This window comes from Cellvibrio polysaccharolyticus (genome assembly GCF_015182315.1).
GTDB lineage: Bacteria > Pseudomonadota > Gammaproteobacteria > Pseudomonadales > Cellvibrionaceae > Cellvibrio > Cellvibrio polysaccharolyticus.
Genome location: NZ_PRDL01000001.1, coordinates 2,452,052 through 2,471,193, shown reverse-complemented (window position 1 = coordinate 2,471,193; position 19,142 = coordinate 2,452,052). Strand labels below are relative to the sequence as shown.

Below are 19,142 nucleotides of genomic sequence, written 5' to 3'. Positions count from 1 at the left end.
GCTCCAGAAGCATTGGCCGGCTGGTCCAATTTGATGAAGAGCATTTGGAACTGATGATAATAAAAGGATAGTCCTATGCATCTTCGTAAATTGATTTTGGCGGGTGGCTTCGCCTGTTCGCTGCTCTCCAATCCGGCTCTCGCGCTGGGGTTGGGTGAAGCGCAGCTGAACTCCAAACTGAACGAACCTCTCAAGGCCGAAATCAAGTTGCTGGACACTCGAGGTCTCAGTGCTGATCAGGTATTAATCGCCCTTGCTGCACCAGCCGATTTTGAGCGCAATGGCGTAGAGCGTCTGTATTTTTACAGCGAATTTGAATTCGAGGTGCTGCTGGACAATCCCGGTGGCGCTATCGTCAAGGTGAGCAGCCGTGGTCCGGTGCGCGAACCCTTCATCAACTTCCTGGTAGAAGCGCGCTGGCCAACCGGTCGTTTGCTGCGTGAATATACCTTGTTAATGGATTTGCCGGTCTTCTCGGAAACCTCCGCCAGCCGCTCCGTTGTTGCTGCTACTACGCAATCGTCGGTTGCGCCGGCGTCTACCGCTCGCCCGGCGGATACAGTTCAGCCGGCAGCACCTGCACCCGTGTCGCGCCCGGTAGTGGAGCCCACGCCTCAACCGGCTGCCCGTCGTGCCACCGCCGCATCGTCGGCATCGGGTGACAACTATCGCGTTGACCGCAATGACACCTTGTGGCAAATCGCCCTCGAAGTGCGGCCCGATTCCAGTCATTCCGTACATCAAACCATGTTGGCCATTCAGCGACTTAATCCTGATGCTTTCATTAATGGCAACATCAACCGCTTGCGCAGTGGACAGGTGTTACGTGTTCCTTCATCGGATGATATTCGTTCACTGTCGCGTGGCGAAGCCGTTAACGAAGTCGCTCGTCAGAATCAATCCTGGGGCGATAACACCCTGGGTGCGCCGCTCAGTGCTGCGCGCCGTGATAGCGCACCGGCCAGTAATAATACCGGTGTAACGGGCAGCGTTCGCCTGGCAACTCCCGGCAGTGGTGACAGTTCAGTAGGTCAGGGCAGTGGTGATAACACTGGCCGTGGCCGCGCGCTTGAAGGCGAATTGGCTTCTTCTTTGGAAGAGCTGGACAAAGCTGCCGCCGAAAATCAGGAGCTGACCTCCCGCGTTCGCGATCTTGAAGAACAAATTAAAACCATGGAGCGCCTGGTTGAAGTGAGCAACAGTCAGTTGCGCGCTTTGCAATTGGGTGGCGCAGCAGACGGTGCCGAGGCGGATCAAACTACTGCCGCCGCAGCCACTGATGACTCTGCGCTGGCGGATGACACTGCCACTGCGCCGGATGTTGCCGCCGTAGCGCCTGCTGTGTCGGCTTCTTCAGCGGCAGCGTCGAGCAGTCAGCGTGCGGTAGTAACCACCACACCACCGCAAAAGAGTTTGCTGGACAGCTTGTTTGATTACATCCATTGGATCGGTGCCGGTTTGTTGGCATTGATTCTTTTGTTGCTGCTGTTGTGGAAGCGCCGTCAGGATCAACAGGCGCAAGAGCCTGAAGTTGTCGATGACAGTTCTATCTTCGTGTTGCCCGCCGATACGTCATCAGAAATTAATGATGAACAAGCGGCAGAAGAAGCTCTGGCTGCAGATGCCGACGCGTTGGACGTGCCGGATAGCGGTTTTGAAGCAGAAACCAATGATGTGGTCAGCGAAGCGGATATTTATATCGCTTACGGCAAGTTCGATCAGGCAGAAGACATGCTGCTGAAAGGGCTTGAGCGCGATCCGGAATCAACGGAAATTCGCCTCAAGCTGCTGGAAGTTTACTCGCAGCAGGAAAATGCTGAAAAATTCGATCTGCATTACGCTCGCCTTATCGCCCTTGCCAGCCCGATGGTGCTTGCACGCGCAACCGAGCTGAGAGAGCAGATTCCGGGTGTGGGCGATTTTGATCTGTCAGAAGTGCCGGATGAAGCTGACGATGCAGCGCTAACCGCTGAAAACGATACAGATTCATTGTTCGATGAACTGTTTATTGATGATGCCAACGATCCGCAAGAAAAATCGCTGCTTGCCGACAATCAACCGCTGACCTCTGACGATGATTTGTCATTTGATTTTGATGCCGAGCTTGAAGCCTTGTCTGAAGAATCCCTGACGGATGACAAAGATCTGCAAAACGCCGCCAGCCGTTACGATTTATCGTTCGATGCGCCGGTCGCTCCGTTGGCAGATTCTGCACCGGAAGAAAATGAACTGACATTTGATTTTGATCTTGATGATGACCCGCTGGAAGGTGACAAACCGGGCCTTGCAGCAACAGCAGCGCCGACTGAAAGCCTGTCAGAGCTGGATGATTTCTCGTTTGACTTTGACGACCTTAAAGAAGAGGAAGGCACCCCGGCACTGACGGATAATGCTCTGACAGATAAAGATGAAGACGAGCTGTTCTCCGAAGCTGACCTGACGCTGCTTGACGATGCTGGTCCGGAGTTGGATGCCGACAAACCGGTTGTTGCCGAGCTGTCGACAGAAGATGCTCTGGATGATTTCAGCCCTGATGCAGAGTTTGATGCAAATGCCTTTGATCTCGAAGCGCTGGATCGTGAGATTAATGAGCTGGAAAAAGAAGCGGGCGGGTCTTTGTCTCTGACCGTTAACGAAGCCGATGCATCGCTGTTTGATGATGCCGACGAAGAAATCACGCTCGACGCCCCGGCGCCACAGCCGGAAATTGTTGATGAAGACGATGATGAATTGTCGCTGGCAGATGAAGATCTGGAAGCGCTTTTCAAGGAAATGACGCCGGTTGCTGATGCGCCGGAAGAGGAAGAAGCGCTGTTTGCACTGGATGATGAGCTGACTGAAAAATCTTCTTTGGATGATTTTAATTTCGAAGAACTCGAAGCGCTCAGTTCCTCGGAGCCGGCAGTTGGCAGTGACGATGATTTTTCTTTCGACGAGCTGGCTTCTGAAATCGAGTCGGATTCTACTTATAAGCCGGATGCTCCCTTGGAGCTGGATGAGCCATCGCCCGCATTTGCCGAAACCCTGGCTCCGGCCAGTGTAGACCTGTCGGATGACGATCTCGATGCCGAGCTGGATTTCCTGGCCGACGCCGATGAGGTTGCTACCAAGCTGGATCTGGCGCGCGCTTATATTGATATGGGGGATCCGGAAGGTGCCCGTGATATCCTTGCCGAAGTTGCTCAGGAAGGTAATGAGCAGCAGCAGGCAGAGGCGTCGCAATTGCTGGATAGCATCGGCTAACCACGTTTTGATGTTTACCCAAAGCCTTGTGCATTCGTGTACAAGGCTTTGTTGTTTTTGGAGCAGGTAATTTCAGCTTATGTCACAAGACTATATTCCAACCAGTAAAGCCTACGCTCGCAACGGGGAAGTGGTTGCTGATACTTTGTGGCCGGAAGGCATGCGCCGCATCGCATTGGGTGTTGAGTATAACGGCACCGGGTTTCGCGGCTTTCAATGGCAGCCTCACGATCCGAAAACCGTGCAGGGTGTTCTGCAAAAAGCACTCTCAGCGGTGGCCTGTGAGCCGATAACCCTGGTATGCGCAGGTCGTACCGACTCCGGTGTGCATGGCACCGGGCAAGTGGTGCATTTCGATACGCTGGCTCAGCGCCCGGAAAAAGCCTGGCGATTGGGGGCGAGGGCGCATTTGCCTTACGGTGTCAGTATTTCCTGGGCAAAAGAGGTTTCGCCGCAATTTCATGCCCGTTTCAGCGCGCAAGCCCGGGCTTATCGCTATTTGCTCAGTGACCGGCCGGCATCGCACGGTTTGCTGCACGATCAGGTCAGCTGGTTTGACCGTCCACTCAATCTTGAATGGATGCGCGAAGGGGCTGCTCATCTGGTAGGTGAGCATGATTTCAGCTCTTTTCGGGCGGCGCAATGTCAGGCGCGCAACCCGGTGCGCCGCATTCATCATCTGCATCTGGTGCGGCGCGGACATTTGATTATTCTTGAAGTGCGCGCCAATGCCTTTCTGCATCATATGGTTCGCAATATTGTTGGCGTGTTGTCAGCGGTAGGGCACGGCGACATTCCGCCAGGCAAAGTGGCAGAAATTCTTGCCGCCCGCGACCGCAAAGCGGCGGGGGTGACGGCAAAGCCGAATGGGCTTTACCTGGTGAAAGTGGATTATCCGGCTATGTTTGCCTTGCCGGAACTGTCTCCCGGTCCGCTATTTATAGATGAACCTGTCGGGGAGTTGACGGGTCGATAATATTAACCCTGAAAATAACCGTCGCGGGGTTAGGGGCGGCTTCGTGATTTTTGCCCGCAGCAAGCAGTAATTTCCCGGCATTTCTGATAGTATCGACGGTTTCTTTTTTCCGGCATTTCTCAAGGCGTTGCAGTGGCTTATATCCGAACCAAAATTTGCGGTATTACCTCGGTTGAGGACGCAATAGCTGTTGTTGAGGCTGGCGCGGATGCTATCGGGCTGGTGTTTTATCCGCCCAGCTCCCGCTTTGTGCAAGCAGAGCAAGCCGCGGCCATCGCCCGTGCGGCGGGGCCCTTTGTGACGGTTACCGGCCTGTTTGTAGACGCCAGTGCCGATACTATTAACGCGCTGTTGCGCCAGGTGCCGCTGCATTTATTACAATTTCATGGTGACGAGCCTGCGGAATTTTGTGAATCCTTTGGCCGCCCTTATATCAAAGCCTTGCGGATGCGCCCCGATATGGATGTGGCGGCAGAAATAGCCCGCTACCCGTCGGCACTGGGAATTTTGCTGGACGCCTGGCGCCCTGGCGTTCCTGGCGGTACCGGTGAGGTATTTGATTGGCATCGTGTGCCTTCGCAAGCCGAAAAACCTTTAATTCTGGCCGGTGGGCTAACCCCGGACAATGTTGCCGAAGCGGTTAAAACGCCAGGGCTCTACGCGGTAGACGTTAGCGGCGGCGTAGAACAAAGCCCTGGCAAAAAAGACTTCCGAAAAGTAAACGCATTTATCCATAACGCCAAATCCGGCCCCAATTCAGGTGATACAGACCGTGAATGATTCCAAAACCAGCACTGTTGACTACAGCAGCTTCCCGGACGCGAAAGGGCATTTTGGTCCTTACGGCGGCCGTTTCGTTTCAGAAACCCTGATTCATGCACTCGATGAATTGGAAACCATTTACAACAACCTGAAAGATGATCCGTCTTTCCAGGCTGAGTTTGACAAGGACCTGGCGCACTACGTTGGCCGTCCTTCGCCCCTGTATTTTGCCGAGCGCTGGAGCCGTGAACTGGGTGGCGCCCAAATTTTCCTGAAGCGTGAAGATCTCAACCACACGGGCGCGCACAAGGTAAACAACACCATTGGTCAGGCACTGTTGGCCAAATTTACCGGTAAAAGCCGCGTTATCGCCGAAACCGGTGCCGGCCAGCACGGCGTAGCCACGGCTACCGTAGCGGCCCGTTTGGGCTTGAAGTGCCGCGTGTACATGGGCTCTGAAGACATCAAACGCCAGGCGTTGAATGTTTACCGGATGAAATTGCTGGGTGCCGAGGTATTTTCCGTAACCTCCGGTTCCCGCACCTTGAAAGACGCGATGAACGAAGCCATGCGCGATTGGGCGACCAACGTGGATGACACTTTCTATATCATTGGCACCGCCGCCGGCCCGCATCCTTATCCGCAGCTGGTGCGTGACTTCCAATCGATTATCGGCCGTGAAGCCCGTCAGCAGTGTCTGGATCAAACCGGCAAGTTGCCGGATGCTCTGGTCGCTTGTGTGGGTGGTGGTTCCAACGCTATCGGCTTGTTCCACCCGATGCTGGGTGATGAATCCGTGAAAATGTACGGTGTGGAAGCGGGTGGTCTGGGTGTTGAAAGCGGCAGTCATGCGACCCGTTTTTATCAGGGCGTTCCCGGTGTGCTGCACGGCAACCGCACTTACCTGATGCAAGACACCAACGGCCAGATTATCGAGACACACTCGGTATCTGCCGGTCTGGATTACCCGGGTGTAGGTCCGCAACATTCCTGGTTGCATGACATTGGTCGGGTGAATTACGTATCCATTACCGATCAGGAAGCGCTGACCTCATTCCGCGAGCTCACCCTGATTGAAGGCATTATGCCGGCGCTGGAATCCAGTCATGCCATGGCCTATGTGAAAAAACTTGCGCCGACCATGAGTAAAGACCAGATCATTATTGCCAACTTGTCCGGCCGCGGCGATAAAGACATTCACACCGTAGCTGCCATTGACGGTATTACTATTTAATTAAACAACGGGCTTCGTAAGCGAAGCCCCCATTTGTTATGCAGGATTCTTGTCGATGAGTCGAATTTCCCAGCAGCTCGGTCGCGCCAAGGCGGCGGGCAAAAAAACTCTGGTGGCTTACATTGTGAATGGTGACCCGGTACCGGATGTCACTCTCACGGTAATGCATAAGCTGGTTGAGAAAGGTGTTGATATTATTGAATTGGGCGTGCCTTTTTCTGACCCCATGGCAGAAGGCCCGGTGATTCAAAAAGCCCACGAGCGTGCGCTTGCCAGCAACGTCAGCCTTACCGATACCCTGAATGTTGTTCAGGAATTTCGTAAAACCAATGCCGACACGCCGGTTGTATTAATGGGTTATGCCAACCCGGTTGAGCGTTTTGGTTATGAAGCGTTTGCCAAAGCGGCGAGTGCGGCCGGTGTCGATGGTTTGTTAACCGTTGACCTGCCGTTTGAAGAAGTGGGTGATTTGCGTGCTCAACTCGACGCTCACGGTCTTGATAATATTTTTCTGCTGGCGCCGACCACCCGTGCGGAGCGCGCTCGTCAAATCGCTGCGCAAGCCAGTGGATTTTTATATTACGTATCCTTGAAAGGCGTGACCGGCGCCGGACACCTGGATGTAGAAGAAGTTAAAAACCGCCTGGCAGAATTTGGCTCCATGTCAAATTTGCCGGTTTGTGTCGGCTTCGGTATTAAAGATGCCGCTACTGCCAAAGCGGTTGCCGCACTCGCCGATGGCGTGGTGATTGGCAGTGTGCTGGTTAATAAAATTGGTGAGCTTCAAGGTGAGACAGCAGAGGTGATTGCCGATGCGACCGGTGCCATCGTCGCTGATATTCGCGCAGCTCTTGATAGCCTCTGATTGTAAACCTGTTGACTGATACCATTTCTGTAAAGAGAGATAACCCATGAGCTGGTTGGAAAAAATTATTCCGAGTGTTGTGCGTTCCGAAGGCAAACCTCGTAGCAACAAAGTGCCCGAGGGTGTTTGGGAGAAATGTGCAAAATGTGATTCTGTTTTGTACAAGCCGGAGCTGGAAAAAAATCTGAATGTGTGCCCGAAGTGTGAGCATCACATGCGCATCGGCGCGCGTAATCGTCTCGATATTTTTCTGGATGCCGATGGCCGTGAAGAGTTGGCCACCGATGTTGAGCCGGTTGATCGTCTGAAATTCAAAGACATCAAAAAGTACAAAGAGCGTTTGACCACCGCACAAAAAGCCACTGGCGAAAAAGATGCCCTGATCGCTATGCGCGGCAACCTGAAAGGCATGCCGGTTGTGGTGGTCGCGTTTGAATTTGCATTCCATGGCGGTTCCATGGGTTATGTGGTGGGTGAGCGTTTTGCTCGTGCCGCCCGTTTGGCGCTCGAAGAAAATATTCCGTTGATCTGTTTTTCTGCCACGGGCGGCGCCCGTATGCAGGAAGCATTGATCTCGTTGATGCAAATGGCTAAAACCAGTGCGGTGATTGAACGTCTGAAAATGCAGGGCACGCCTTACATTTCTATCATGACCGACCCGGTTTACGGTGGTGTATCTGCCAGTCTGGCATTGTTGGGTGATATCAACGCGGCAGAACCTGGCGCCCGCGCCGGCTTCGCAGGCCCCAATATTATCGAACAAACCATTCGCCAGAAATTACCGAAAGGTTTTCAGCGCAGTGAATTTTTGCTCGAACACGGCGCCATTGATTTGATTATTCACCGCCGTGATATGCGCGATAAAGTTGCCGGTTTGCTGGCAAAGTTTACTCGTCGCGCCGAGGTCTGATGACCTTTCCGCTATGAATTTGACATCTCTGCAAGCATGGTTGAGTTGGCTTGAACAATCTCACCCGCGAGAAATCGATCTGGGCCTGGAGCGCATCCGCGAGGTTGCATCCAGGCTCGATTTGTTAAAGCCGCAATGCCGCGTTATTACTGTCGCCGGCACTAATGGCAAAGGCTCTTGTGTAACGGCCATCGCTGCCTTGCTGCAGGCTGCCGACAAACGTGTCGGGCTGTATACCTCTCCCCATTTGTTGCATTACAACGAGCGTATTCAGGTTGATGGTGCTCCCGCCACAGATGCAGAAATCTGTCAGGCGTTTGCTGCCATTCGCGATGCCGCCAACGAAATCAGTCTGACGTATTTTGAATACGGCACGCTGGCGGCGCTCTATGTTTTTCGTGAGCGCGCAGTAGATTTTATGGTGCTGGAAGTCGGGTTGGGCGGCAGGCTGGATGCAGTGAATATTCTCGATGCCGATATCGCCGTCATTACCAGCATTGCTATTGATCACCAGGATTGGCTGGGTAGCGACCGGGAAGTTATCGGTCGCGAAAAAGCTGGCATTATTCGCAATGGCAAACCGGTCATTAGCGTCGACCCCAAACCTCCACTGAGTATCGCTGCCGCGGCGGCAGAGGTGGGAGCGAATTTACTGGCCGTGAATCAGGATTTTTCATTCGCAGTGGATGGAAATGTCTGGTCGTGGCAAGGCATTGATGGAACCGGTGAGCGCTTGCAATGGTCAAACTGGCCGTTGCCGCACTTGCCTTTGCCAAGCCTTGCGGCTGCCTTGCAGGCGGTCGCGTTGTTGGGTGAGGTGCCGGATAACGCCGGTGAGGTGTTGGCCAATGTTCGCCTGCCAGGTCGTTTTCAGCGCTTGAATTATCTCGGGCGTGAAATCATTCTCGATGTAGCGCACAACCCGGCAGCCAGTGCTTACTTTGTCAGCCGTTTGCAGCAGCTGCCTATCGCCGGACGGACTTTTTCAGCCGTTGGTATGATGTCCGACAAGGATCGCGGCGGTGCCCTGGCTAATATGACGGCGGTGGTAGATCACTGGTTTGTCGTGGATTTATCCTTTCTGGAGCGGGCTGCGCCGGTTGCCGGTTTGACCAGCGATCTTGAAAAGCTGGGGCAAAAGGTTAATGGCTCCGGTGATTTTCAAGCCTGTTTGTCCCTGATTATCGATCAATCGGTTCCCGGTGATCGCATTGTTATCTGGGGTTCTTTTTTTACGGTTGCGGCTGCCTTATCGGCGTTTCACAATTTGGATCAGCAGGAGAGGGTGCAAGAGTGAGAGAAGGCTTGAAGCAACGCCTGGTAGGCGGATTTGTGCTGGCAGCACTGGCGGTGATTTTTTTGCCGGGTCTGTTCAAAGAGCAGCAGGGGCACCGGGTTGACGGCGAGTCCCGCATTCCGCCGGCACCGCCTGCGCAAACCGTTGAGTTCTCTGACCCTGATGCAACATGGGACGGTGAACCGGCGCCGCAGCCCGAAACTATGTTTTTGCCTGATGATGACGCATCGTCAGATTCTTTCTCTCTTCCTCAACAGCCCCAGGTTGCTACAGAGTCTTCTGTTGTAGCTGCACAGTTTTCAAGTTCTTCTCTGGCCTCCTCCTCTTCATCGTCCGCCGCCTCGTCTGCAATAGCAGCGGTGCCGGCCATCCCGCTGGACGACAAAGGTATTCCACAAGCTTGGATGGTTCAGCTGGTCAGTTTGTCCAACCGCGAAGCGGCGGTAAAACTGCGCGATGACTTGCAGCGTGATGGCTACAAAGCTTTTATTCGCGATGTAAAAACGGACAAGGGTACCTTTATTCGGGTATTTGTAGGCCCCAACCTTAACCGTGAAGAATCGGCCAAAATCAAAACCGAGTTGGATCAGCGCCTGAAAACCAACGCCCAGATTCGTCGTTTCGAACCCTGATTGCCCGGCAGTTGCAATTCGGGGTATCTGATATGCGGCTGCTCTGGTAAAATGCGCGACCTTGAATAACCGGAGAATTCCCGCGCATGAATTGGGCAGATTGGGCCATTATTGCCATTTTGGTTCTGTCCGCTTTGATCAGCATCAAGCGGGGATTTGTGAGGGAAGCCCTATCACTGGCCACCTGGGTGGCTGCTGTCCTTGTCGCTGTTCTTTTTAGCGAACCTCTTTCTTATTTATTGATTGATCATATCGCCACCCCGTCAGTTCGTGAAATGGTGGCCTTTGCTATTTTATTTATCGCCACCTTGTTGGCGGGTGGATTACTGGGCTATCTCATTGGTGCTTTAATCCACGTAACCGGTTTATCGGGAACCGATCGACTGTTGGGAATGATATTCGGATTGGCCAGAGGCGTTATCGTGATCATGGTCTGTCTGATTTTTCTACCCGGCTTGATTTCAGTTGATCAGGACCCATGGTGGCAAGAGTCAGCAATGATTCCCCACTTTCTCGAATTTGAAACCCAGGCACGTGATCTTTTCAGTCAGGTTGTCAGTTTTTTTACCGGATTCTTCTCGCAGGAATCACATTAATTCGTTCGGCAAAGGTAGATAATCTATGTGTGGCATTGTTGGTATTGTCGGCAAGAGCGACGTCAATTTACAACTCTATGATGCATTAACCATCTTGCAACACCGCGGTCAGGACGCGGCCGGTATCGTTACCTGCCAGGACGGCCGACTTGCCCAGCAAAAAGCAAACGGCCTTGCACAGGACGTTTTCAGAACCCGTCACATGCAGCGTCTGTTGGGTAACATGGGTATCGGCCATGTGCGTTATCCCACCGCAGGCAGCTCGGGGCCGGCGCTGGCACAACCTTTCTACGTTAACTCTCCTTACGGTATTGCCCTTGCACATAACGGCAACCTGACCAATGCCGACAAAGTGGGTGAAGAGCTGTTTAAAACAGATCTGCGCCACGTCAACACCGATTCCGACTCTGAAGTATTGCTCAACGTGTTTGCGCACGAGCTGCAATCCAAGGGCAAATTATCGCCGTCTGCTGATGATATTTTTGACGCAGTAAAAGGCGTTCATGCCCGCATCAGCGGTGGCTACGCGGTAGTTACGCTGATTGCCCGTTACGGTTTGATTGCCTTCCGCGATCCGCATGGCATTCGCCCGCTGGTTTACGGCAAGCGCGAATCGGCAAAAGGCATTGAGTACATGGTCGCTTCCGAAAGCGTGGCGCTGAACGTACTCGGTTTTGAACTGATTGATGACGTTGAACCCGGTGAAGCAATTTACATCACCGTTGATGGTCAGTTGCATCGCCGTCAGTGCGCCGAGTCAGCTTCGCTCACGCCGTGTATTTTCGAACACGTTTATTTTGCCCGTCCCGATTCCATTATGGACGGCATTTCTGTTTATAAAGCCCGTTTGCGTCAAGGTGAAAAGCTGGCAGAAAAAATTCTCCGCGAGCGCCCCAACCACGACATCGATGTGGTTATTCCTATTCCGGATTCCAGCCGTGTAGCCGGTCAGGCATTGGCGCAAAAACTTGGTGTAAAATTCCGTGAAGGCCTGGTAAAAAACCGCTATATCGGCCGCACCTTTATTATGCCTGGCCAACAGCAGCGTAAAAAATCGGTACGTCAAAAACTGAACCCGATTGATCTGGAGTTCAAAGGCAAAAACGTATTGCTGGTCGATGACTCGATTGTGCGCGGTACCACTTGCCAGCAAATTATCCAGATGTCTCGCGATGCCGGTGCTGCCAAAGTGTATTTCGCCTCTGCTGCGCCAGCGGTGAAATATCCCAACGTTTACGGCATTGATATGCCAACCGCTTCCGAGTTGATTGCACACGGCCGTACCGACGAAGAAGTCTGCCGCGAAATTGGTGCCGACTGGCTGATCTATCAGGATCTTGAAGACCTGATCGCAGCCTCTACCGAAGGCAACAAAAAAGTAACGGAGTTTGACTGCTCGGTATTTACCGGCAAGTACGTCACCGGTGATGTTGATCAGGCTTATCTCGACAAGCTGGCGCACAGCCGTAGCGACAATTCCAAAGCGGCTGCCGGTGAAGATAAGCCGATCGGTTTGCACAACGGCGAAAGCAATCATTAAGACGAACGGCGTGTGAAATTATTGGTGAGGAAAAGCAATGAGTGAATGGGAAGATCTGTTGTTGTTTGCACAACCTGACACACTGGCTATTCGTGCCGGCCATACCCGCACTAATGAAGATGAACATAGCGAAGCTTTATTTTTAACATCGAGCTATGTATTCGCCAGTGCTGAAGAGGCAGCCAACCGCTTTTCCGGGCAAAACGCCGGTAATGTATATTCCCGTTACACCAACCCTACAGTGCGTATGTTTGAAGAGCGTATTGCGGCGCTCGAAGGTGCAGAAGGGGCGGTAGCAACTTCCTCCGGTATGGCGGCCATTCTGTCGACCGCGGTAGCCTTGTTGAAGTCCGGTGACCATGTTATTTGTTCGCGCAGCGTATTTGGTACAACCACCGTACTGTTTAATAAATACCTGCAAAAATTTGGCATTACCACCAGCTTTGTTGCGCCCACCGACTATGCAGCCTGGGAAGCGGCTTTTACACCGCAAACCCGTATGCTTTTCATTGAAACACCTTCCAACCCGCAATGCGATGTACTGGATATTGAGCAGCTGGCAGCAATAGCGCATCGTCACGATGCTTTGCTGGTTGTCGATAACTGCTTCTGTACACCGGCGCTGCAACAGCCGCTGAAATTCGGTGCTGACCTGGTAGTTCACTCTGCCACCAAATATATTGATGGTCAGGGGCGTTGTCTTGGCGGTGTGGTTGCCGGCGCAAAAGTGCTTACTGACGAAGTGCTGGCGTTTATCCGAACCGCTGGCCCGACCATGAGCGCATTCAACGCCTGGGTATTTCTTAAAGGTCTGGAAACCCTGCGCCTGAGAATGGACGCGCACTCTGCCAATGCGCTGGAGCTGGCGTTATGGCTGGATGCACAGCCGGCGGTTGAAAAAGTATTTTATGCCGGCCTGCCCAATCACGAAGGTCACGAGCTGGCCGCCAAACAACAGAGAGCCTTCGGTGGTGTTCTGTCGTTCCGCGTTAAAGGTGGCCGTGAAGAAGCCTGGAAAGTGATTGATGCAACGCGCATCATGTCGCTTACCGCCAACCTGGGTGATACCAAAACTACCATTGTGCACCCGGCAACGACCACCCATGGTCGTCTCGCTCCGGAGCAAAAGCTGGAGGCGGGTATCACTGAAAACCTGATTCGTATTGCGGTAGGTCTTGAAGACATCAATGACCTGAAGGCGGATCTTCAGCGCGGTTTTGAGTCCTTGTAATCAATCAAACCCTGTCGCTGTTGTGCGCGGAGGGGGTCAGGATGAGAATAAAACGACATGCGGGATGTTATTCAAACACTGGTTGAAGAAATCAGCCGCGTATTGCTCGGTAAAGAAGAAAAAATAAAGCTGGCGGTTTGCTGCCTGTTATCCGATGGCCATCTGCTCATTGAAGATTTACCCGGCATGGGTAAAACCACCTTGGCACAAGCTCTGGCCAACGTCTTCGGATTAAGCTATCGCCGCGTTCAATTCACCAATGACATGCTGCCTGCCGACATTCTCGGTGTGTCGGTTTTTGAACCGGCAAAAAGCCGGTTTGTTTTTCATCCCGGGCCGGTGTTTTCGCAGGTGCTGCTGGCAGACGAAATCAATCGCACGACACCGAAAACCCAAAGTGCGCTGCTCGAAGCCATGGAAGAACGTCAGGTGACTTCTGAGGGTGAAACGAGAAAGTTGCCGCAGCCCTTTTTTGTTATCGCCACGCAAAACCCGCAATCGCAAAGTGGTACCTACCCGTTGCCCGAGTCGCAACTGGACCGCTTTTTAATGCGTATCAGCCTCGGCTATCCGGATGCCGCATCCGAGCGGCAGTTGTTTCTGGGCGGTGATACTCGCAACCATCTCGAATCGTTAAAAGTTTGCTTAAGCCCCGAGCAATTGTTGCAGTTGCGTGCCGAAACCGAACAGGTAAAAACCTCGGACAGCCTGATTGATTACCTGCAGCGTTTGATTCACGTAACACGAACCGATACAGATTTTCACTGCGGACTCTCGCCACGCGGCGCCATGGCCTTATTGCGAGCGGCAAAAACCTGGGCTTACATGGAGGGTCGCAATTACGTTATCCCCGAAGATTTGCAGCAACTACTGGCTGTGGTGGTTACCCACCGGGTAGTGCAACACTCGCACGCCAGCGAACAAAAGCATCCGCTGATTTTGAAATTGCTAACCGGTGTTGATGTGGTAGGGGGTTAAATAAAACGTTTTTCGTAGAAATAACAGACAATAAAAAAGCAGCTATTAACAGCTGCTTTTTTATTGTCTATAAACTTTAAAAGCGATTAGCGAAGCAAAGAAAGAAATTCGGTGCGGGTTGCCTGGTTGGTGCGGAAGCTGCCGAGCATTGCCGAGGTTTTCATCGACGAGTTTTGCTTTTCCACGCCGCGCATCATCATGCACATATGTTTGGCTTCAATAATTACGCCAACACCGGTAGCGCCGGTAATCTCCTGAATTGACTCTGCTATTTGCAGGGTTAATTGTTCCTGGATCTGCAAGCGACGCGCATACATATCAACAATACGAGCAACCTTGGATAAGCCCAGCACTTTGCCGGTAGGAATGTAAGCAACGTGCGCTTTTCCAATAAAGGGTAACAAGTGGTGTTCGCACAAGGAGTAAAGCTCCACATCCTTCACCATAATCATTTCATTGGAGTCAGACGGGAAGAGCGCGCCGTTAACGACTTCTTCCAGCGTTTGGTGGTAACCCTTGGTCAAAAACTGAAATGCCTTGGCGGCGCGTTTGGGGGTATCTTGCAAACCGGGACGATCGAGATCTTCGCCGACGGCAGCGATAATATTGGCAAAATTTTCTTGCATGAAATGGCCTCGAGGCAAGCGGTGAGCCATCATCCGCATCGCCAGTAGAGTAAAGAGGAGTGTCTTCAATGCCTGCAGCAATTCGCCACAGGGCGGGCAAGCGCAGCTGACGTGATGCTGGCTTAAAGTGGGCGCAGTTTAACACAATCAGCAAGGCGGCTAATACATAGCTTGTAAAAGCGGGCTGGATTGGTCGACAACCCAACAAAAAAGGCCTATCGAATTCATCGATAAGCCTTTGATTTGTAACAAATTTGGTAGGACTAAGCAGACTCGAACTGCTGACCCCCACCATGTCAAGGTGGTGCTCTAACCAACTGAGCTATAGTCCTGAAGCATTGTGCGGAGACACAACTGCATAGGGCGCGAACTTTACCAGGGATTTTTAATCATGACAAGCATTCGCGTCAAAAAAGTCAGATTTTCTTGTGTTTATCACGCAAAAGATTAAAAAACAAACAAAATCAGCAGGTTATGCGTCCTCTGCAATTGCCGGGTGCCGCGGCTATTAGAACTGATAGCCAACCGTCAAATTTGCGAAGCCCACATCGGCGTTGCGGAATTCGCTGGCAATGGACTCCAGCCGAATGTAGAGGTTGCTTTGGTGAGACAAAGGTGTGATCACAACGCCAATACCCAGGGCAGGGTTGGAATCAGAAACGCTTTCACGGTAGTACTCATATTTTATTTTTGAATGGTAGTAACCGGCCTTTGCGTACAAGCGAACCCAGGAGGTGTTAAAGGTATGGCCTACATTCACCCCGAGATAAGTGCTGTCTGTCGTTATATCATCGTCCTTATCGCGCTCGGTTCTCGCAAACTTTGCATCAATACCGACGACTTTGTTAAAAAAGTATCCGCCTTCGATGAGGGCGCCCTTGCTGTCGCAATAACTTCCGCAATCATCCACCACGGTTGCGGCAATACCACCGCCCACATAAAAACCCTGTTCATCATGAGCAAGGCAAGTAGCGGAAACGCCAGCGGCCAACAGAAGGGGTAAAAGCTTTTTCATGAAATATCCTTTTAATGAGATGCTATAAAAATTGCGGCGCCATTCTATCACAGCACCTGATGGGGCAGCGATTTCCAGATATTGGCCGATGACGGTGATACTTCTGCAGTTGGTTTGTGGCGTTCTGGCCGTGCATTCAACGTTTAAATTCGGGGTGGAGGGTTTCTGTTCCGATATTTTTTTGACGCGATAACCCGGGAGAAACATACACCGCTGTTTGCTCCCTGCTTGAAAGGTAATTTGGGTTCATTATTTATAGGTATGTCGGTGATTCATAAGAAAAGACAGTCGGTAAAATAGGTCAAATTTACGGCTGTTACTTATAGGTTTCAGTGCTTTAGGCTGTCAAAGATATCGCTTCGGTTATGGGGTTTATCACGCCGGGGTTTTCCTGAAAGCATTCATAGCAGCAATTTAATTGAATTCATTCACAAAATTATATTTCCAGAGGGCTCAAAAATTTAATTATTCACCCTCTGGTCTATTCTTACAGCTACAGAAACTGAATATTACCTTCGCTCACGCCGTACCCATTCAATTAAACCTCCTGTCTAAAATTTTATAGTATTCCGGTGATGCTTTCTGTTGGTGCTAAAAAGTGTAAGTCGAGCTGATTTTTAAAGGATATTAATAGTATGAAAAGTGAAAATGTTTTTGATGAAATTGAAAAATTGAAGTTTCACATTGGCCTTCTTTCCCGAGAGTTACTGGATGCAAAAAAACAGCCTATCTCTTCTCTGGTGGTAGGGCTTGATTGGTCAGAGGCGGATCTGGATACTGCACACGGTATATTCGAGGAGTATGAAAGCATCCTTTTCGAAAAAGAAAAAATTTCCTGGACGGATTTTGCAAAAAGTTTTGAAGAGAAATTGGGAGTTACCAATCCGCAATTGGAAGCGGTTGTGTTGGCCTTTTGCCGGGACACCCGCTATGTAGAAATTTGCCAGGCCTATGCTCGCAGCTTTGGCTCTGAAGTAACCGCTGATTTAAAATCTATTTTATTCGAGTACTGACAGCAGAGCGATCACGCAGTGGGTTTGTGCTGGTCGCGTTTTAATCTGAAACTTCCGCCATTAAAAAAGAGTGACCATTTTAGGAAGCTTTTCCTTAAACCGTGTTGCTACTAACTTCCATCTGCTTGCTCCCCAAAAATGTCTTTGGTTTAAAGAAAGAATAATCCTTTTCAGTGGGCTTATTTTTTCGTTTGTTATCTTCGCAGTAGCTCAGCGGTCATGCAGCAATGCCTTCTCAGGAAAATACGCGACTTGTTCAAGTGTAAATTGTGACCTGCCGCAAATCCGGGGTCGGGCAGGATCTGCTTGGCGCCCATTTCATCTGGGTGTCGATGTTTCCCTTTAAGCATTTAATATTCCTTGAAAAATTTTCTGGAAAATAGGAATTAATTGCCTATTATTTGTTGCTTATGGGTCACATTCTGTCATTGAGAGGCTCATGGGATCGCTCTGAGCAGAGGATGTGGTGGAGTTTTCTGGTTGTGTTAGGTGGATTAATTATGGCCTTTGTAAATCATGCCTGGATTACCGGTAGCCTGGATAAGGACAAATTACTTAAGGTTCGTGTATCTCTGGATGACATGGCCAGGTTGGTTTTTGAGCCAATTATTGAGTATGAAGTGGTCGATGTTGTTCAGGGAAGCAAGTTGTTAGCGGGTCATTTACCGCTTGCATCACATGACCCTGAGCGGCTGCTGAATTGTTTAAAAGAACGCAAGAGTAACGCCGAAGAAGATCGCCGCGTGGTGGTGTGCATCCACGAAGTCGCTTTCGATATGGTTTATCGGTGGTTGAAAGAAAGCGGAGTTACGGATGAGCAATATGAGGCCTCATCCGGAGCATTGATTGATTACAAATCAAAATTCTATCAGTAACTTTTCGGTGGTGATTTCTGACGCAGCAAATCCCCAAATGAATTAGCTACTTGCGTCACAGGCTTTAAAGATGTCGCGATACGCTTATAAGTAGATTGAGTGCCATAAATTTTCATGCAAACGAAGCAATCGTAGCGGTAAGTGTGATCTTGCACGCTGTATTTTTAATAAACACCCAAAAAATTTCATTCTTAACGCTGTTCAGACTTAACCGGTTATTCATTAGATGCTTTTCAATTTTCTGCGGATTTGTTGTATTGGCAGGGAGCCATATACTCAGTGAGTGCAACAACGCACTTCACTTCTTTTTGAGATTCAAGGAGATTTTTATGGCACAGCAATCAGGACAGTCAGGCCAATCAGGTCAGTCAGAGCAGCCAGGAAAATCCGGGCAGTCAGGCCAATCGGGTCAGGCAGAGCAGTCAGGAAAAACCAGTCAATCCGACCAGTCACAGCAGTCAGGTAAATCAGGACAGCAAGGGCAGCAAGGACAATCCGACCAGCCTAAACAGTCAGAGCAGTCAGGAAAAACAAACCAGGCCGGCCAGTCAGAGCAGCAAGGACAACAAGGTCAGTCAGAGCACTCGGGAAAAACGAACCAGGCTGGCCAGTCAGGGCAACAAGGGCAACAAGGGCAGTCTGAACAATCTGGTAAATCAGAGCAATCTGACCAATCTGGAAAATCAGGGCATTCCCAGCAAAATCAAAATCCGGGAAATTTTGCGAATGATCCGGCGCGCGCCTCCGAAGCTGGAGCGAAAGGCGGCCAGCAAAGTGGCGGTAATTTTAAAAATGATCCGCAACGCGCTTCTGAAGCAGGAAAAAAGGGCGGAAGTAACAACTCTGGCAAGTTACCCGAGTAATCCGAATTAAATGTCTTTCATACAGCAAGGAGGTTGGGTAGAGCGATAAGGATTTTTTTGGTAGCCGATGTTAAGCATGTTGAAATGGGGAGACGGGTTTCCAATGGAAATTACTAACGCAGTCTGGCTGGACATCGCCGCTATTATTTTTTTGGTAATTTTCATTGCCTCAATGGTGACCCGTAACCGGGTCGTCAAAAGAGGGAAGCGGCACGAGGATAACCTTCACGAGAGAGCTCCCGGTGAAGACTTGCAAGGCCGAAAGTTACCCTGAGGTGCCAGCTTTAAGCATAAGTGCCTTGAGGAATATTAGCCTTGCCTGGTAGGGATGCAGTGGTAGGCGTAAGGATGCTATTGAGCCTTGGTGACCGGTTGCGAGTCACTATTGATAACCCGCTAAATGGCGGGTTTTTTTATTTTCAGTTGCCAGTCTGCGTTAGTGCATTTGCCGCGTGCAGTGTTATTTATCCTTTGATTATTTATTAT

General features: G+C 51.0%; 17 protein-coding genes and 1 tRNA gene. 15 read left to right on the top strand and 3 right to left on the bottom strand.

Going from position 1 to position 19,142, the window contains the following annotated elements; all coding sequences use genetic code 11:
• The first annotated feature begins 75 nt into the window (after positions 1-75).
• From C4F51_RS10590 to C4F51_RS10535, 12 genes are all read left to right on the top strand, one after another.
• Complete coding sequence (locus tag C4F51_RS10590; protein ID WP_193909617.1) at positions 76-3,243, top strand: FimV/HubP family polar landmark protein; 3,168 nt, start codon at positions 76-78, stop codon at positions 3,241-3,243.
• Between the two features lie 79 nt (positions 3,244-3,322).
• Positions 3,323-4,219 carry a tRNA pseudouridine(38-40) synthase TruA gene (gene truA, locus C4F51_RS10585; RefSeq protein ID WP_193909615.1) on the top strand — a complete coding sequence of 299 codons (897 nt, stop codon included), beginning with the start codon at positions 3,323-3,325 and terminating at the stop codon, positions 4,217-4,219.
• A 141-nt stretch (positions 4,220-4,360) separates the two neighbouring features.
• Complete coding sequence (locus C4F51_RS10580; RefSeq protein ID WP_328701430.1) at positions 4,361-4,999, top strand: phosphoribosylanthranilate isomerase; 639 nt, start codon at positions 4,361-4,363, stop codon at positions 4,997-4,999.
• Positions 4,992-6,215 (top strand): tryptophan synthase subunit beta, encoded by a 1,224-nt coding sequence (gene trpB / locus C4F51_RS10575; RefSeq protein ID WP_193909612.1) that lies wholly within the window; start codon positions 4,992-4,994, stop codon positions 6,213-6,215. The genes C4F51_RS10580 and trpB overlap by 8 nt, the downstream gene beginning before the upstream one ends.
• A 55-nt stretch (positions 6,216-6,270) precedes the next feature.
• The gene (trpA, locus tag C4F51_RS10570; protein ID WP_193909611.1) at positions 6,271-7,080 is read left to right on the top strand and encodes a tryptophan synthase subunit alpha; all 810 of its coding nucleotides are present in this window, start codon (positions 6,271-6,273) and stop codon (positions 7,078-7,080) included.
• 46 nt (positions 7,081-7,126) lie between these two features.
• Positions 7,127-7,990: an acetyl-CoA carboxylase, carboxyltransferase subunit beta gene (gene accD, locus C4F51_RS10565; protein ID WP_193909609.1), complete on the top strand. Its 864-nt coding sequence runs from the start codon at positions 7,127-7,129 to the stop codon at positions 7,988-7,990.
• A gap of 13 nt (positions 7,991-8,003) precedes the next feature.
• The gene (gene folC, locus C4F51_RS10560) at positions 8,004-9,287 is read left to right on the top strand and encodes a bifunctional tetrahydrofolate synthase/dihydrofolate synthase (protein WP_193909608.1); all 1,284 of its coding nucleotides are present in this window, start codon (positions 8,004-8,006) and stop codon (positions 9,285-9,287) included.
• The gene (locus C4F51_RS10555; RefSeq protein ID WP_193909606.1) at positions 9,284-9,919 is read left to right on the top strand and encodes an SPOR domain-containing protein; all 636 of its coding nucleotides are present in this window, start codon (positions 9,284-9,286) and stop codon (positions 9,917-9,919) included. Before folC ends, C4F51_RS10555 begins: the two co-directional genes overlap by 4 nt.
• A gap of 86 nt (positions 9,920-10,005) precedes the next feature.
• Entirely contained in the window at positions 10,006-10,515 is a 510-nt protein-coding gene (locus C4F51_RS10550; RefSeq protein ID WP_193909604.1) for a CvpA family protein, read from the top strand.
• Between the two features lie 25 nt (positions 10,516-10,540).
• Positions 10,541-12,055 carry an amidophosphoribosyltransferase gene (purF, locus tag C4F51_RS10545; protein WP_193909602.1) on the top strand — a complete coding sequence of 505 codons (1,515 nt, stop codon included), beginning with the start codon at positions 10,541-10,543 and terminating at the stop codon, positions 12,053-12,055.
• Positions 12,056-12,092: 37 nt separating this feature from the next.
• The gene (locus tag C4F51_RS10540) at positions 12,093-13,286 is read left to right on the top strand and encodes an O-succinylhomoserine sulfhydrylase (protein ID WP_193909600.1); all 1,194 of its coding nucleotides are present in this window, start codon (positions 12,093-12,095) and stop codon (positions 13,284-13,286) included.
• Positions 13,287-13,343: 57 nt separating this feature from the next.
• Complete coding sequence (locus C4F51_RS10535) at positions 13,344-14,264, top strand: AAA family ATPase (protein ID WP_193909598.1); 921 nt, start codon at positions 13,344-13,346, stop codon at positions 14,262-14,264.
• Between the two features lie 86 nt (positions 14,265-14,350).
• On the opposite strand, the gene folE is transcribed toward C4F51_RS10535, so the two are convergent.
• The 3 genes from folE to C4F51_RS10520 form a co-directional block, all read right to left on the bottom strand.
• Positions 14,351-14,890 carry a GTP cyclohydrolase I FolE gene (gene folE, locus C4F51_RS10530; RefSeq protein ID WP_193909595.1) on the bottom strand — a complete coding sequence of 180 codons (540 nt, stop codon included), beginning with the start codon at positions 14,888-14,890 and terminating at the stop codon, positions 14,351-14,353.
• 255 nt (positions 14,891-15,145) lie between these two features.
• Positions 15,146-15,222, bottom strand: a tRNA-Val gene (locus C4F51_RS10525).
• A 176-nt stretch (positions 15,223-15,398) separates the two neighbouring features.
• Positions 15,399-15,905 carry a porin family protein gene (locus tag C4F51_RS10520; protein WP_193909593.1) on the bottom strand — a complete coding sequence of 169 codons (507 nt, stop codon included), beginning with the start codon at positions 15,903-15,905 and terminating at the stop codon, positions 15,399-15,401.
• 635 nt (positions 15,906-16,540) lie between these two features.
• On the opposite strand from C4F51_RS10520, the gene C4F51_RS10515 reads away from it, so the two are divergent.
• The 3 genes from C4F51_RS10515 (at position 16,541) to C4F51_RS18435 (ending at position 18,656) form a co-directional block, all read left to right on the top strand.
• Entirely contained in the window at positions 16,541-16,918 is a 378-nt protein-coding gene (locus C4F51_RS10515) for a hypothetical protein (protein WP_193909591.1), read from the top strand.
• 500 nt (positions 16,919-17,418) lie between these two features.
• Positions 17,419-17,793 carry a hypothetical protein gene (locus C4F51_RS10510; protein WP_193909590.1) on the top strand — a complete coding sequence of 125 codons (375 nt, stop codon included), beginning with the start codon at positions 17,419-17,421 and terminating at the stop codon, positions 17,791-17,793.
• 329 nt (positions 17,794-18,122) lie between these two features.
• The gene (locus C4F51_RS18435) at positions 18,123-18,656 is read left to right on the top strand and encodes a general stress protein (protein ID WP_193909588.1); all 534 of its coding nucleotides are present in this window, start codon (positions 18,123-18,125) and stop codon (positions 18,654-18,656) included.
• The last annotated feature ends 486 nt before the right edge of the window (positions 18,657-19,142 follow it).

Coding starts and splice junctions, on each gene's coding strand:
- C4F51_RS10590 (WP_193909617.1), top strand. CDS start 76: ATGCATCTTCGTAAATTGATTTTGGCGGGTGGCTTCGCCTGTTCGCTG.
- C4F51_RS10535 (WP_193909598.1), top strand. CDS start 13,344: ATGCGGGATGTTATTCAAACACTGGTTGAAGAAATCAGCCGCGTATTG.
- truA (WP_193909615.1), top strand. CDS start 3,323: ATGTCACAAGACTATATTCCAACCAGTAAAGCCTACGCTCGCAACGGG.
- C4F51_RS10550 (WP_193909604.1), top strand. CDS start 10,006: ATGAATTGGGCAGATTGGGCCATTATTGCCATTTTGGTTCTGTCCGCT.
- C4F51_RS10540 (WP_193909600.1), top strand. CDS start 12,093: ATGAGTGAATGGGAAGATCTGTTGTTGTTTGCACAACCTGACACACTG.
- purF (WP_193909602.1), top strand. CDS start 10,541: ATGTGTGGCATTGTTGGTATTGTCGGCAAGAGCGACGTCAATTTACAA.
- folE (WP_193909595.1), bottom strand. CDS start 14,890: ATGCAAGAAAATTTTGCCAATATTATCGCTGCCGTCGGCGAAGATCTC.
- trpA (WP_193909611.1), top strand. CDS start 6,271: ATGAGTCGAATTTCCCAGCAGCTCGGTCGCGCCAAGGCGGCGGGCAAA.
- C4F51_RS10515 (WP_193909591.1), top strand. CDS start 16,541: ATGAAAAGTGAAAATGTTTTTGATGAAATTGAAAAATTGAAGTTTCAC.
- accD (WP_193909609.1), top strand. CDS start 7,127: ATGAGCTGGTTGGAAAAAATTATTCCGAGTGTTGTGCGTTCCGAAGGC.
- C4F51_RS10510 (WP_193909590.1), top strand. CDS start 17,419: ATGGCCTTTGTAAATCATGCCTGGATTACCGGTAGCCTGGATAAGGAC.
- C4F51_RS10520 (WP_193909593.1), bottom strand. CDS start 15,905: ATGAAAAAGCTTTTACCCCTTCTGTTGGCCGCTGGCGTTTCCGCTACT.
- folC (WP_193909608.1), top strand. CDS start 8,004: ATGAATTTGACATCTCTGCAAGCATGGTTGAGTTGGCTTGAACAATCT.
- C4F51_RS18435 (WP_193909588.1), top strand. CDS start 18,123: ATGGCACAGCAATCAGGACAGTCAGGCCAATCAGGTCAGTCAGAGCAG.